Annotated in this window: 13 protein-coding genes; 10 read left to right on the top strand and 3 right to left on the bottom strand. The window is 70.7% G+C overall.

Annotated features, from left to right (window positions below; translation table 11 throughout):
• Positions 1–15 precede the first annotated feature (15 nt).
• Genes AU194_RS18410 through AU194_RS18430 form a run of 5 tightly spaced genes read left to right on the top strand, consistent with a single transcriptional unit; the run spans position 16 to position 6,056 of the window.
• The gene (locus AU194_RS18410) at positions 16–1,176 is read left to right on the top strand and encodes an acyl-CoA dehydrogenase family protein (protein WP_059090696.1); all 1,161 of its coding nucleotides are present in this window, start codon (positions 16–18) and stop codon (positions 1,174–1,176) included.
• A complete protein-coding gene (locus tag AU194_RS18415) occupies positions 1,176–2,636 on the top strand; it encodes an aldehyde dehydrogenase family protein (protein WP_157576187.1) in 1,461 nt (486 codons plus the stop codon). Before AU194_RS18410 ends, AU194_RS18415 begins: the two co-directional genes overlap by 1 nt.
• Positions 2,633–3,751, top strand: a complete 1,119-nt coding sequence (locus AU194_RS18420; protein WP_059090697.1) for a CaiB/BaiF CoA-transferase family protein — start codon at positions 2,633–2,635, stop codon at positions 3,749–3,751. The genes AU194_RS18415 and AU194_RS18420 overlap by 4 nt, the downstream gene beginning before the upstream one ends.
• Complete coding sequence (locus tag AU194_RS18425; protein ID WP_059090698.1) at positions 3,748–4,551, top strand: gamma-glutamyl-gamma-aminobutyrate hydrolase family protein; 804 nt, start codon at positions 3,748–3,750, stop codon at positions 4,549–4,551. The genes AU194_RS18420 and AU194_RS18425 overlap by 4 nt, the downstream gene beginning before the upstream one ends.
• A gap of 8 nt (positions 4,552–4,559) precedes the next feature.
• Positions 4,560–6,056: a PucR family transcriptional regulator gene (locus AU194_RS18430; RefSeq protein WP_059090733.1), complete on the top strand. Its 1,497-nt coding sequence runs from the start codon at positions 4,560–4,562 to the stop codon at positions 6,054–6,056.
• A gap of 76 nt (positions 6,057–6,132) precedes the next feature.
• On the opposite strand, the gene AU194_RS18435 is transcribed toward AU194_RS18430, so the two are convergent.
• Both AU194_RS18435 and AU194_RS18440 read right to left on the bottom strand, forming a co-directional pair.
• Positions 6,133–7,428 (bottom strand): Ig-like domain-containing protein, encoded by a 1,296-nt coding sequence (locus AU194_RS18435; RefSeq protein WP_059090699.1) that lies wholly within the window; start codon positions 7,426–7,428, stop codon positions 6,133–6,135.
• Between the two features lie 15 nt (positions 7,429–7,443).
• Entirely contained in the window at positions 7,444–8,493 is a 1,050-nt protein-coding gene (locus AU194_RS18440; protein WP_059090700.1) for a UDP-N-acetylmuramate dehydrogenase, read from the bottom strand.
• Between the two features lie 26 nt (positions 8,494–8,519).
• Here AU194_RS18440 and AU194_RS18445 point away from each other — a divergent pair, with 26 nt between their 5' ends.
• From AU194_RS18445 to AU194_RS18455, 3 genes are read left to right on the top strand one after another with little or no spacing between them, the layout of a single operon-like run.
• Positions 8,520–9,026 carry a DUF2505 domain-containing protein gene (locus tag AU194_RS18445; protein WP_059090701.1) on the top strand — a complete coding sequence of 169 codons (507 nt, stop codon included), beginning with the start codon at positions 8,520–8,522 and terminating at the stop codon, positions 9,024–9,026.
• A gap of 23 nt (positions 9,027–9,049) precedes the next feature.
• Positions 9,050–9,556: a DUF2505 domain-containing protein gene (locus tag AU194_RS18450; RefSeq protein WP_059090702.1), complete on the top strand. Its 507-nt coding sequence runs from the start codon at positions 9,050–9,052 to the stop codon at positions 9,554–9,556.
• Between the two features lie 5 nt (positions 9,557–9,561).
• Positions 9,562–10,353 (top strand): hypothetical protein, encoded by a 792-nt coding sequence (locus AU194_RS18455; RefSeq protein WP_059090703.1) that lies wholly within the window; start codon positions 9,562–9,564, stop codon positions 10,351–10,353.
• On the opposite strand, the gene AU194_RS18460 is transcribed toward AU194_RS18455, so the two are convergent.
• On the bottom strand, positions 10,322–11,839 hold the full coding sequence (locus AU194_RS18460) for a sodium:solute symporter family protein (protein WP_059090704.1): 1,518 nt from the start codon (positions 11,837–11,839) through the stop codon (positions 10,322–10,324). The two genes, AU194_RS18455 and AU194_RS18460, sit on opposite strands and share 32 nt — an antisense overlap.
• Before the next feature lie 90 nt (positions 11,840–11,929).
• On the opposite strand from AU194_RS18460, the gene AU194_RS18465 reads away from it, so the two are divergent.
• Entirely contained in the window at positions 11,930–12,745 is an 816-nt protein-coding gene (locus AU194_RS18465; RefSeq protein ID WP_197417664.1) for a carbon-nitrogen hydrolase family protein, read from the top strand.
• Positions 12,742–13,629 (top strand): DUF2993 domain-containing protein, encoded by an 888-nt coding sequence (locus tag AU194_RS18470; protein WP_059090706.1) that lies wholly within the window; start codon positions 12,742–12,744, stop codon positions 13,627–13,629. Before AU194_RS18465 ends, AU194_RS18470 begins: the two co-directional genes overlap by 4 nt.
• Positions 13,630–13,642: the final 13 nt, after the last annotated feature.

The following is a 13,642-nucleotide window of genomic DNA, read 5'->3' on the forward strand; positions in this document are numbered from 1 at the left end:
CCCAGGAGCACCCGTATGACCGCACCACTGGAACTGTTCGACATCGACCGCCTCCTCGACGCCGACGAACGCGACATCGCCGCCACCGTCCGCAAGTTCGTCGAGACCCGGCTGCGGCCCAACGTCGACGACTGGTTCGAATCCGCAACGCTACCAAGGGAATTGGCGAAAGAGTTCGGCAACCTCGGCGTGCTGGGCATGCACCTGGACGGATACGGCTGCGCCGGCGTCAACGCCGTCAGCTACGGCCTGGCCTGTCTGGAACTCGAGGCGGGCGACAGCGGCTTCCGCAGCTTCGTCTCGGTGCAGGGCTCGCTGTCGATGTTCTCGATCCACCGCTACGGCTCCGAGGAGCAGAAGAACGAATGGCTCCCCCGGCTCGCCGCGGGCGACGCGATCGGCTGCTTCGGACTGACCGAACCCGACTTCGGTTCCAATCCGGCCGGAATGCGCACCCGCGCAAAGCGAGACGGGAGCGACTGGGTGCTCAACGGCACGAAGATGTGGATCACCAACGGCAACCTCGCCGACGTGGCCACCGTGTGGGCGCAGACCGACGACGGCGTGCGCGGTTTCCTGGTGCCCACCGACACCACCGGCTTCACCGCGAACCCGATCCACAAGAAGCTCTCGCTGCGGGCCTCGGTGACCTCCGAACTGGTGCTGGACAACGTGCGCCTGCCCGCCTCCGCCGAACTGCCCCATGCACGGGGGCTCAGCGCCCCGCTGTCCTGCCTCAACGAGGCGCGGTACGGGATCGTGTTCGGTGCGCTGGGCGCCGCCCGGGACAGCCTCGAGACCACGATCGCCTACACCCAGACCCGCGACGTGTTCGACCGGCCGCTGTCGAGTTTCCAGCTCACGCAGGAGAAGCTCGCCAACATGACCGTCGAGCTCGGCAAGGGCATGCTGCTGGCGCTGCACCTGGGTCGAATCAAGGACGCCGAGGGTGTTCGGCCAGAACAGGTTTCGCTGGGCAAGCTGAACAACGTGCGCGAAGCGCTGGCGATCGCCCGGGAGTGCCGCACGCTGCTGGGCGGCAGCGGCATCACCCTGGAGTACTCGCCGCTGCGCCACGCCAACAACCTGGAGTCGGTGCTGACCTACGAGGGCACCTCCGAGATGCACCTGCTGTCCATCGGCAAGGCGCTCACCGGACAGGCGGCGTTCCGCTGATGCCCGCCACATTGGCGCACCTCGTCGCCGGCCAGTGGGTCCCCGGTGGTGGGGATGAGCTGACCAGCATCAACCCCGCCCGCCCACAGGTCGTGGTGGCGCAGGGCCGCAAGGCCACCACCGCCGACCTCGACGATGCGGTGGCCGCGGCCGTCGACGCCCGCGCCGGCTGGGCCGCCACCCCGTTGCACCAGCGGGGCGCGATCCTGCTCGCGGCGGCCGCGGTCGTCGAGCGCAACGCCGACCAGTGGGGTGTGGACCTGGCCGCCGAGGAGGGCAAGACCAAGGCCGAGGGTGTCGGTGAGGTGCTGCGTGCCGCGCAGATCCTGCGCTACTACGGCAACGAGGGCGACCGGCAGGCCGGCGAGATCTACTCCTCACCCCGTGCCGGGGAACAGATCCTGGTGACCCGCCGCCCTGTCGGTGTCGTCGGCGTCATCACGCCGTTCAACTTCCCGATCGCCATCCCGGCCTGGAAGATCGCCCCGGCACTGGTCTACGGCAACACCGTGGTGTGGAAGCCGGCGGGTACGGTGCCGCTGCTCGCCATGCACCTCGCGCACGCACTGGCCACCGCGGGGCTGCCTGCCGGGGTGCTCAACCTGCTCATCGGCGACTCCCGGTTGGGCGACGGCATCGTCAACCACGCGGACATCGACGCGGTCACCTTCACCGGGTCCACCGGTGTCGGTCGCCGGATCGCCGCGGCGGCCGCAGCCCGCGGTGTGCCCGCCCAGTGCGAGATGGGCGGCAAGAACGCCGCGGTGGTGCTCGACGACGCCGACCTGGACCTCGCCGTCGAGCAGGTCGCGCTCGGGGCGTTCCGGTCCACCGGCCAGAAGTGCACGGCCACATCGCGTTTGGTGGTCACCGACGGGATCGCCGACCGCTTCTTGGCCGCGCTGACCGCGCGCGCCGAGGCGATCGTCGTCGGCGATCCCACCGACGACGCCACCCAGATGGGACCCGTCGTCAACGACGGCGCGCACACGTCGATCCGTGGGGGTATCGACACCGCGCTCCAACAGGGTGCGTCGCTGCTCACCGGGACGGGGCTCGAGCTGCCGGACGCCGTCGGCGACGGCTACTTCATCGCCCCCACCATCGTGGAACTCACCGACGGGCGCGCCGACGTCTGGACCGACGAACTGTTCGGACCGGTGCTGGCGGTGCGCCGCGCCGCCACCGCCGCGGAGGCGTTCGGCTTGGCCGACGACAACGAATACGGGTTGTCGGCAGCGGTTTTCACCCAGGACCTGACCCGCGCGCTGCAGGCCGTCGAGCACCTCGACGTCGGAGTGCTGCACGTCAACTCCGAATCCGCGGGCGCCGATCCGCACGTCCCCTTCGGCGGGGCGAAGAAGAGCGGGCTGGGACCCAAGGAGCAGGGCACGTCCGCGCGGGAGTTCTTCACCCACACCACCACGGTGTACCTGCGCGGCGGAACGGCACGGGCATGAACCCGTCCGCGCTCGAAGGCATCGTCGTCGTCGACTTCAGCCGGGTGCTCGCGGGCCCCTACGGCACCATGATGCTCGGCGACTTCGGCGCCGACGTCATCAAGATCGAACGACCGCGGGTCGGCGACGACACCCGCGAGTGGGGACCGCCCTACGACGCCGACGGGGTGGCCACCTACTTCAACTCCGTCAACCGCAACAAACGCTCGGTGGTGCTCGACCTGACCGACCCGGCGGACGTGGCGCGGGCCCGTGACCTCGTGGCGGGCGCCGACGTCGTGGTCGAGAACTTCCGGCCGGGCACCATGGAGAAGCTGGGGCTGAGCTACGACGCGCTCCGCGAGCTCAAACCCGACCTGATCTACTGCGCCATCACCGGATTCGGTCGCGACGGTGGAGCGGATCTGCCGGGTTACGACCTGCTGGTACAGGCCGTGGGCGGGTTGATGAGCATCACCGGTCCCGCACCGGGTGAGCCCACCAAGGTCGGCGTCGCGGTCGTCGACGTCCTCGCCGGTCTGCACGCGGTCACCGGCATCCTGTTGGCACTGCACCACCGCGACCGCACCGGCGAGGGGCAGCGCGTCGACACCGATCTGCTGTCGGTGCTGCTGTCCTCGATGGTCAACCAGGCCTCCGGCTACCTCGGGGCGGGCACGGTGCCCGGCATCATGGGCAACCGCCACCCGAGCATCACGCCGTACCAGACCTACCCCACCGCCGACCGGCCGATCGCGGTCGCCGTCGGCAACGACAAGCAGTTCCGGCTGCTTGCCGACGCGCTGGGCGCCGACTGGCTGGCCACCGACGAGCGGTTCACCTCGAACGCCCTGCGCGTGCACAACCGAGAGGCGTTGTGCGACATCCTCACCGAGATCTTCGCCACCGCGGGCGCCGACCACTGGTACGCGCTGCTGTCCAAGGTCGGGGTCCCCGCCGGACCGATCAACGACATGGCCGAGGCGTTCGCATTCGCCGACGGACTCGGCCTCGCCCCGACCGTGCGCGTGCCCGGCAGCCCCACCCCGCAGGTCGCCAACCCGATCTCGATGTCGGCGACGCCGCCCACCTACCGCAGCGCCCCGCCCCGACTCGGGAAGGACAACCCCCGATGACCGCGCCGATCACGGTGTCCGACGTCATCCCCGAGCGGCCGGTCACCGCCGCCGACGCCCCGCTGATCGGGGCGGTGGTGCCGCTGAACTATCCCGGCCTCACCGACGAGACCCGGGAACTCGTCGTCCGGTTCACCCGCTCGGCGCTGACGACGCTGACCGAACTGGGTGCGCGGTTCGCGCTCATCGACCCGTCCGCCGACGCACCGGTGCAGCCCCGGGACAGGCTCGACGGGCTGGTCCTGCTGGGCGGCGGCGACGCCGACCCCACGCTGTACGGGCATCACGACGAGGTGCCCAACCTCTACGGGGTGGACCGGCGCTGCGACGACCGCACCCTCGCGGCGATCCGTGCGGCACTGGCCGACCGGCTGCCGGTGTTCGGGATCTGCCGGGGCGCGCAGATGCTCAACCTCGTCTACGGCGGCACCCTGATCCCCGACCTCGGCCCCGACACCCCGCACCACGGCCACGGTGACGACCCGTTGTTCGTCGACGATCCGGTGCACGTCGACCCCGACACCCGGCTTGCCCACATCCTCGGGCGGACCGAGGTCACCGTGCGCAACGGCCACCACCAGGCCGTGGGTGAGGTGGCCCCGCAACTGCGGGTCGCCGCCCGCGGCATCGACGGTGTGGTCGAAGCCGTCGAGCACCGCGAACCCGACACGTGGGTGCTCGGCGTGCAGTGGCACCCCGAGGACACCGACGGACCCGCGGACGACCGCAAGGCGCTGTTCGCCGCGTTCCTGGCCCGCGTGGCCGAGAGTCGACGGCTGTCCGCGAGCCCGCCCACCTAGTCGTGGCGATGACGGCGCGCCGGCTGGCGCAGATCGCCGACCTCGGGCTGACGCTGATCGCGGGCCGCGAGAGCGGTGACCGCACCATCACCTGGGCACATGCCATCGAATTGGCCGACCCCACACCGTATCTCGCGGGCGGTGAACTGGTCATGACCACCGGGATGAACGTCGGCGCCACCGAGGCCGAGCAGTTCGACTACCTCGCCCGCCTCTCGGCCACCGGGATCGCCGCGCTGGCGTTCGACACCGGGACCACCTACCCGCAGGTGCCCGACGGCATCGTCGCCGCGGGCGATGCCCTCGGCATGCCCGTCCTGGCGGTCCCCCCGCAGACGCCGTTCATCGCGATCACCCGCGCGGTCATCGACGAGATCACCGCCGACCAACTGCGGTCGGTCCAGCGCATCGCCGACCAGCAGGAGCTGATGGCACGCGAGACGCTGCGCGACGGCATCCCCGCCGTCGTGACCGCGCTGAGCAAGGCGCTGCCGGCCACCGCGGTCGTGGTGGCCACCGACGGCAGCGTGCTGGCCGCCGCGGGTCCCGACACCGAACGGGTGGCCGCGCTGTGCGCCGAGCACGCCAGCGGTACCCGCACCCGCCGCGGTTCGTCGAGCAAGGTCATCGCCGACGGCGACGGGTACTGCGTGCTGCAGACGCTGCGGGCCACCCAGACCCTGCGCGGGCACCTGGCGGTGCGGACCGAGGCGCCGCTCAGCCCACCGGACCGTCTGCTGGTCTCGCATGCCGTCGCGCTGATCTCCATCGAATTCGGCAAGCCGACAGGCGTTCTCGACGCCGAACAGCGGTTGCGTGCGGCGGTCACCCGGCTCGCGATCTCCCAGCCCGCGGCGGTCGACTCAGGCGTCCTTCGCTATTTCGGCTTCTCCCCCGAGGATCCGATCGTCGTGCTGGTGCTGACCAACACCGGCCCGGCGCTGGCCGCCGAGCGGCAGGCACAGCACCTCCTCGACGCGGAGTCGATCCCCTATCTGATGGCGGCGGCCAGCGACGAACTCCTGCTGGTGCTGCCCGCGGACGCGTCGGTGTCCCCCGCCGAGATCGGGCATTCGTTGGGCGCGCAGCTGGAGCGCCGACTGGGAGGCGGTGTGAGCCAACAGGATTCGTTCGACAATGCCAACCGGTGCGCGAATCAGGCGCGCGTCGCCGCCCGGGCCGCAGGCGGCCGTATCCGGGAGTTCGCCGACCTCGGCGTCTTCGGCGTCATCCTGGGTGACCGCAGCGCCGAGGAACTCGACCTGCTCGCGCACCGGCTGCAGCCGCTCGCCGACCACGGACTCCTCGACACGCTGGCGGCCTACCTCCGCCACAACGGTCAAACCGAAAGCGCGGCAACCGCTTTGGGTATCCACCGGCACACGCTGCGGAACCGGCTGGCCAGAATCGCCGAGTTGACGCAGGCCGACCTCGGCACCGCCGACACCAGGGCGGAGCTGTGGCTGGCGCTCAAGGCGCGCGAACTGCGCGACGTGCAGCGGTGACGCCGGCTCGAAAGTCGGGTTGTATCACGCGCCAGGCGCCGGGGCGTGACACAACCCGACACTCGGCGGAACGGAGCTAGCCGCCGGGGCGCTGACCGGCCGGCTGCGGGGCGTTCGAGGGCGTCGCCGGCATCGTGCTGGGCAGCCCGGCGGGCGACGCCTCGTCGGTCAGCGCCGACATCGACTTCCACTCGTCCCAGTCCACGGCCCAGTCCCAGATGTCGCCGTCGGCGTAGGACAGCTGCAGGCGGGTGCCGGTCACCTCGACCGGGTCGCCGTACATCGCGGTGTTGAAGTACTGCTCGGCGTCGGTCAGTGACAGGTTGATGCAGCCGTTGGTGACGTTGCTGTTGCCCTGGGCCCCCGAGCTGGCGGGGTTGGCGTGGATGAACTCGCCGTTGTTGGAGATCCGCACCGCGAACCGCTCACGCACGTTGGCGTACCCGGCGGCGGGGTTGGTCATGTAGAAGTCCTCGTACTTCTCGGTGACCACGTGGATGCCGCTGCGGGTGACGTTGCGGTCGAGGTCGCCCTCGCCGTAGCTGCACGGGAAGTCCATGATGACCGCGCCGGCCTGGTCGATGACCTGGATGCGGTGCGACGACGCCTCGGCCTTGACGACCTGGCGGCGGCCGATCGTGAAGTCCAGCGTCGAGTCGGCGGCGCCGTAGGCGTCCTCACCGAACTTGACCCCGTAGAGCTTGGCGTCGACACGCACCGTGGTGCCCGGTTCGAAGTACTCGCGGGACCGCCAGTGCATCCGCGAACCGGCGGCCTCGTCGGGCAGCCACGCCCAACTGCCCTCGGTGGGCGGGTTCGTGGTGACCGACACCGCCTTCTCGACCGTCGCCCGGTCCTCCTCGTCGATGGAGGCGTCGAACTGCAGGATGATCGGTGCGGCCACGCCGACGGTCTGGCCGTCGGAGAGTTGGAACTGGCCGTTGACCTGGGTGCTCGGGTCAAGGGTGGTGAACTGGCCCTTGACGGGGACGGCCTTGCCGTCCTCCCCGACCGCCGAACCAGACCAGGTGTAGGTCACCCCGTAGCCCAGCGGTTCACTGACAGTGAAGACGTTGCGGTCCTGGTTGAGCGCACCGGCGATGGCCTTGCCCTGCCCGTTGGTCAGCGCGATCCGCTGGAACCAGCCGCCGTCGACCTCCACCCGCACCGGTTCGGTCGGCGACACGTCGGTGGCGGAAGTGGCCGGTTCGAACGCCAGTGACGCCGAGGCGGGCGCCTTCGCGGGTTCACTGCCCAGGTTGCTGGTGACCTTGTTGCAGGCCGCGAGCGCGCCGGGCGCGACGAGCCCGAGCGCAAGAGCGGTCAGGGCGCGCCGCCGATTGACGGGCGGCAGCTTGTCGGCGGCACTCACGTGTACCCAAGATACCTAGAGTCGGCAGCCCACCAGGGTCGGCTCGGCTGTGAGGTCGATCCCGAAGGCGCTGCGCACACCGTCGCGCACCGTCCTGGCCAGCGCAATCACGTCGCCCGTGGTCGCTTGACCCCGATTGGTCACAGCGAGCGCATGTTTGGTCGAAAGACGGGCCGGGGCGTCCGCACCGGGGTAGCCCTTGCCGAACCCGGCGTGTTCGACCAGCCAGCCCGCGGCGAGCTTGACCCCGTCCGGGGCGGGATAGCTGGGCACGGGTCCGTCGACGGCGGCGGTCAGCCGCTCGTACTCGGCCGGGCTCACCACCGGGTTGGTGAAGAACGAGCCGACGCTCCAGGTGTCGTGGTCGGGGTCGTCGAGCACCATGCCCTTACCGCGCCGCAGCGCCAGCACCGCCTCGCGCACCCGGACCGGGTCGGCACGGCCACCGGGTTCCACCTCGAGGACGCGGGCCAGTTCGCCGTAGCGCAGCGGTGCGCTGCGGCCCTCGACGTCGAGCGCGAACTCCACCTCCAGCACGACGGCGTGGTCGGAGTGTTTGAGCACGCTGGTGCGGTACCCGAACGCCATGTCCTGCGGCGACACCCATTCGTCGCGGCCGGTGCGCCGGTCGAACAGCCGCACGCGCCGGATGGTGTCGGCGACCTCGGCCCCGTAGGCGCCGACGTTCTGCACCGGGGTGGCGCCCGCCGAACCCGGGATCCCCGAGAGGCACTCCAGGCCGCCCAACCCGTGCGCCAGCGCGGTGACGACGACGTCGTCCCAGTTCGCGCCGGCCTCCGCGCGGACAACGCCGTCGTGCACGGTGATCTCGCTGTTGGCGACGCGCACGACGGTCAGGTCGGCCATGTCGTCGCCGAGCACCACGTTCGACCCGCCGGCGAGGATCAGCGCGTCCCGGCCGACGGCGCGCAGCGCGGCGACGAGTTGTTCGGTGCTGGTCGCGGTGATCATGGTCCGCGCGACGGGCCCGACGCGCAGCGTGGTCAGCGGGGCCAGCGCGACGTCGGCTTCGACCAGCGCGCCCGCGAGTTCCTCACCGGTCACGGGCGGTAACGGTAGCGTGGCGGGCTATGCCGCGCTCATTCGACTTGGCCGCTGACTACGACGGCACCGTCGAACAGGTACACCGCGCGTTCCGCGACGAACGGTACTGGCAGGAGCGCCTCGCCGATTCGGGCGCCGACCACGCCACGCTCGACGCGATGACCGTCGGCGCCGACGGCAGCATCGACGTGACCACCACCCAGATCCTGCGCGCCGACCGGTTGCCCGGGGTGGTCGCGCAGTTCCATCGCGGCGACCTGTCGATCCAGCGCGAGGAGACCTGGACCGGGGTGCAGGACGGCAGCGCCACCGCATCGGTGACCGGCTCGATCCCCGGCGCCCCGGTCTCGCTGACCGGCACCGCGACCCTCGTGCCCCACGGTGCGGGGTCGCGCCTCGACCTGAAGGTCACCGTGGAGGTGCGGGTCCCGCTCGTCGGCGGCAAGATCGAGAACTTCATCGGCAACGGCCTGGTCGACCTGATCATCGCCGAACAGCGCTTCACCACGGTGTGGATCGCGGAGAACGCCTGACCCGGCGCGTACCGTGAGTCCCCATGGGGAGGCGGTCGGAGCATGTCGTCGAGTTCGACGTGCCCGCCGAACAGATCCACGCGCAGTTCACCTCCGAGGAGTACTGGCAGGCGCTGACCGAGGTCTACCGGGAGCTCAACACACGTACCGATCTCACGCTGTTCCGGTCCGATGCGCGCGGCACCGACATCGCGCTGCGCCAGGTGATCCCCCGCGACGACCTGCCGCCGGTCGCGCGCAAAGCGGTGCCCGTCGACCTGCTGCTCACCCGCGAACAGCATTTCGACCCGTTCGACGACGGCGCGCTGGGCACGTTCGCGGCGTCGATGCCGAGGGCGCCTGGGCGGCTCGACGGCCGCTACGAACTGTCCGACACCGCGGCCGGTAGCCGCCTGCTGGTACGCAGCCACTGCAAGGTGTCGATACCGCTGGTGGGCGGGACGATCGAAGACCTCATCCTGACCGGCATCCGCCAACTGTTCGACGGTGAGCGTGACTTCACCGCCCGCTGGCTCGCCGGCCGCCGCTGACGCCGATGTCGCAGCGTCCGAACACCCCGATCGGCGTGCTGACGCGCGGCACCACCGGACACAACCGGCTGCGCCGCAGCGACCGCTGGCTGGTGCACTCGCCCCGGGTGCGGACCGCGCTGCTGGCCGCGTCCGCACCGCTGATCGTCGACCTGGGCTACGGCGCGCTGCCGGTCACCACGCTCGAACTGGCGTCCCGGCTGCGTTCGGTGCGCCCGGATGTGCGGGTGGTCGGGTTGGAGATCCACCCCGAGCGGGTGGCGGCCGCCCGCGCGACCGCGGCCACCGACGTCGAGTTCGCGCTCGGCGGTTTCGAACTCGCGGGGCTGCGGCCGATCCTGGTGCGGGCGTTCAACGTGCTGCGCCAATACCCGGAGGACGCGGTCGCCGGGGCGTGGGAGGTCATGCGGGAGCGGTTGGCGCCGGGTGGGTTGATCGTCGACGGCACCTGCGACGAGCTCGGCCGCCGCTGCGCGTGGGTGCTGCTCGACGCCGACGGTCCGGTCAGCCTCACGCTGGCGTGCGATCCGTTCGCGATCGAGCGGCCGTCGGATCTGGCCGAACGCCTCCCCAAGGTGCTGATCCACCACAACGTGCCGGGTCAGGCCATCCACGACCTGTTCACCGCGGCGGACCGGGCGTGGGCCAGCGTCGCGGGCCACGGGGTGTTCGGGCCGCGCATCCGCTGGCGGGCGATGCTGGACCTGCTCGCCGCAGAGGGTCTGCCGGTCGAGCCGCCGCGCCGCAGGATGCGCGACGGGGTGCTCACACTGCCGTGGGCGACGGTTTCCCCGTGACCGGTTCGGCGGCCAGCGCGTCGTCGAGGTCCTCGGCCATCCGGATGTCGAGGCCGCGGATCGGCGATGCGGGCGTGGCCAGCGCCACCACGAGGTAGGTGGCCAGCGACGCGGCGAACGCGATGAACGTCGGCCAGCCGTCGAACGTCGCGTCGAAGACCCCGTTGGGGACGTAGAGGATCGTGTTGTCCAGGCCGTACATCGTCGGCGTCATCGCGAACAGCACCAGCCGCACCGTCAGGCCGACGACGATCGACACCAGCGCGGCCGTCGCCGTCCCCCTGCGCCAGACCAACCCCAGCACGAACGGCACGACCAGGCACGCCAGCAACAGATCGAACGCGAGCGTGAGCAGGATCCCGGTCTGTTTGACGTAGATCGCGATCACGATGGCGAGCAGCGTCACCGGCACCATCGCGATGCGGGTGGCCCTCAGCAGCGGATCGGGCCTGCCCGGCACGTGCATGCGGCGCACCCCGCCGAGGTTGCGCACGCAGACATTGGAGATGGCCAGGATCGCGCCGTTGGCGGTGCTCATCGACGCCCCGACCAGCCCGCACAGCACCAGGATCGTCAGCGCCAGCGGCGCGTAGCGGTCGAGCAGCACCAGCAGGATCGGCCCGTCGAGGTCCTCGGGCAGGAACGCCTTGGCCGAGAGCACGACGAGCCCGAACGGCACGCAGATCGCGACCACCCCGGCCGCGGCGCCGAAGCACGCCCGCCGCGCGGTCTCCGGCGACTTCGCCGCGAACACCCGCTGCATGAAGTCGATCGCGACGATGTCGCCGATGCCGAGCGCGATCAGCGTCGCCCAGTTGATCGTGGCGCCCTGCGCCGGATCGGTCATCTGCCCGAGGTCCAGCGGGCCCATCCCGGCCTCGATCGTCAGCCCGTGCGTGGTGGCCATCCAGATCAGCAGGCCGACCGCCCCGACCAAAATCATCGTCATCTGGATGATCGCGGTGTACGCGTCGGCGAGCAGGCCGCCGGTGCCGGTGTAAGCCACCGCCAGCGCCGCGATCACCACGGTGCCCAGCCAGTACGGGATACCGAGGAAGTAGTTGAACAGGAATCCGCCCGCGACCAGGTTCCCGGCGACCAGGATGCAGAAGCCGAGGATCAGCATCACCGACGCGGCGACCTCGACGGCCCGGCCGAACCGCAACCGGTAGTAGTCCGGGAACGACGTCAGCCCCATCCGGTTCATCGGTTTGGCGAAGAACAGCCCGGTGAAGCACAGGCACAGCGCCAACCCCAACGGCAGGCAGGCGCCCGCCCAGAACCCGAACTCCGACGCCAGGTCGGTGTTGCCGAGGGTGGCGTTGGTGTCGACAGCCGAGCCCATCAGCGCGCCGCCGACCAGCATCAGCGGCAGCGTGCGGCCGCCGACCAGGAAGTTCGCGCTGTCACCGGCGATCCGCCGCGAGACCAGGAAACCGACGAGCACCACCACCGCGATGCTGACCGCGACCCCGAAGAGCACCATCGGCACAGCCAAACGCCGTGCGGTTACGGCGGATCGCGAGCGGCGTTAAGCCCGTGTTGCGACCGTAGGCTGGATCCCATGTCTTCTGCCCTGCGGATCGCGTGCGCACAGATCGTCTCGGGCACCGACCCGGCGGCCAACCTCGAGGTGGTCGAGGACTACACCCGCCGCGCGGTCGACGCCGGTGCTCACCTCGTGCTGTTCCCGGAGGCCACGATGTGCCGGTTCGGGGTGCCGCTGGGACCGGTCGCCGAACCGCTCGACGGCCCGTGGGCCACCGCGGTGCGCGCCATCGCAGAACGGGCGGGCATCACCGTCGTCGCCGGGATGTTCACCCCCAGCGGGGACGGCCGGGTGCTGAACACGCTGCTCGCCACGGGCGGCGGAGTGGCCGCCCACTACCACAAGATCCACCTCTACGACGCGTTCGGATTCCGCGAATCCCGCACTGTCGCACCGGGTTCCGAACCGGTGACAATCACCGTCGCGGGCGTCGAGGTGGGCTTGACGACCTGTTACGACATCCGCTTCCCCGAGCAGTACGTCGAGCTGGCGCGCCGCGGGGCACGGCTGATCACCGTGCACGCCTCGTGGGGTGCCGGCCCCGGCAAGCTCGACCAGTGGACGCTGCTGGCGCGGGCGCGCGCACTGGACACCACGGGCTGGGTGGCCGCGGTCGATCAGGCCTATCCGGGTGACGAGGTGGCCGCGGCCGGGCCGACCGGGGTCGGTGGCAGCCTGGTCGCCTCGGCCACCGGCGACGTGCTGGTCCAGGCCGGTGCCGACCCCGAATTGGTGGTCGCCGATCTCGACCTCGACGCCGCGCAGAAGGTGCGCGAGACGATCGCGGTGCTCGACAACCGCGCAGAGGTCGACTCGGTGGGTAAGGCAGAATCGCGAGCGTGACTGATCCCTGGGCCCGTCCGGCCAACCAGCCGCCAGTCCCGCCTCAGCCCCAGTTCCCGCAGCAGGGTCCGCCGCCCTCTGTGCCTGACCAGGGCGCCGGCGCCGGGGGCGAACCGCCGAAGTCGGGCGGATCGGTGTTCACCAAGCTCAAGGACGTCTTCAGCGATCCGCTGTCGGTCGTGCTCGCGGTGGTCATCATCGTGGCGCTGGTCGCCGCGGGCCTGCTGGGTGGCGAGCTGTACGCCCGCAACCGCGCCGACGACGTGGTGTCGCGCGTGGTGTCCTGTGTCGTCGAGGACGAGGCCTCCGCATCGTTCGGTGCGATGCCGCCGTTCCTGCTGCAGCACATGACCGGCCACTACACGAACATCAACATCGAGACCGCGGGCAACCAGGTCCGCGACGCCAAGGGCATGAAGGTCGGCATCGACATCAAAGATGTCCGACTCGAGGACACCGCGGACTCCAGCGGCAGCATCGGCTCGCTGACCGCGAACATCACCTGGTCGTCCGACGGCATCACCCAGACCGTCCAGGACGCGATACCGCTGGTCGGTAGCTTCCTGACCGGGGTGAAGACCAACCCGTCGGCCGGCACGCTGGAACTCGAGGGCGCGCTGGGCAGCATCACCGCCAAACCCGAGGTCGCCAACGGCGGCATCGCGCTGAAGGTGCAGCAGCTCACGGGCCTCGGATTCACGCTCCCCCGCGAGGCCGTGCAGCCCGCGCTCGACGCGTTCACCGCGGGGTTGACGCAGAACTACCCGATGAACATCAAGGCGCAGAGCGTCGCGGTCACCGACACCGGGGTGACGGCGGTGTTCGGCACGCAGAACGCGCAGATGCCGAAGAGCGGCGAGGACCCCTGCTTCAGCGGTCTCTGAGGCCGGCCTCTGG

The organism is Mycobacterium sp. GA-2829 (assembly GCF_001499965.1).
Lineage (GTDB): Bacteria > Actinomycetota > Actinomycetes > Mycobacteriales > Mycobacteriaceae > Mycobacterium.

Excerpts from the sequence above, each read along its gene's own strand:
- AU194_RS18420 (WP_059090697.1), top strand. The coding sequence starts at position 2,633 with ATGAACCCGTCCGCGCTCGAAGGCATCGTCGTCGTCGACTTCAGCCGG.
- AU194_RS18455 (WP_059090703.1), top strand. The coding sequence starts at position 9,562 with ATGTCGCAGCGTCCGAACACCCCGATCGGCGTGCTGACGCGCGGCACC.
- AU194_RS18415 (WP_157576187.1), top strand. The coding sequence starts at position 1,176 with ATGCCCGCCACATTGGCGCACCTCGTCGCCGGCCAGTGGGTCCCCGGT.
- AU194_RS18425 (WP_059090698.1), top strand. The coding sequence starts at position 3,748 with ATGACCGCGCCGATCACGGTGTCCGACGTCATCCCCGAGCGGCCGGTC.
- AU194_RS18450 (WP_059090702.1), top strand. The coding sequence starts at position 9,050 with ATGGGGAGGCGGTCGGAGCATGTCGTCGAGTTCGACGTGCCCGCCGAA.
- AU194_RS18445 (WP_059090701.1), top strand. The coding sequence starts at position 8,520 with ATGCCGCGCTCATTCGACTTGGCCGCTGACTACGACGGCACCGTCGAA.
- AU194_RS18460 (WP_059090704.1), bottom strand. The coding sequence starts at position 11,839 with ATGGTGCTCTTCGGGGTCGCGGTCAGCATCGCGGTGGTGGTGCTCGTC.
- AU194_RS18410 (WP_059090696.1), top strand. The coding sequence starts at position 16 with ATGACCGCACCACTGGAACTGTTCGACATCGACCGCCTCCTCGACGCC.
- AU194_RS18430 (WP_059090733.1), top strand. The coding sequence starts at position 4,560 with ATGACGGCGCGCCGGCTGGCGCAGATCGCCGACCTCGGGCTGACGCTG.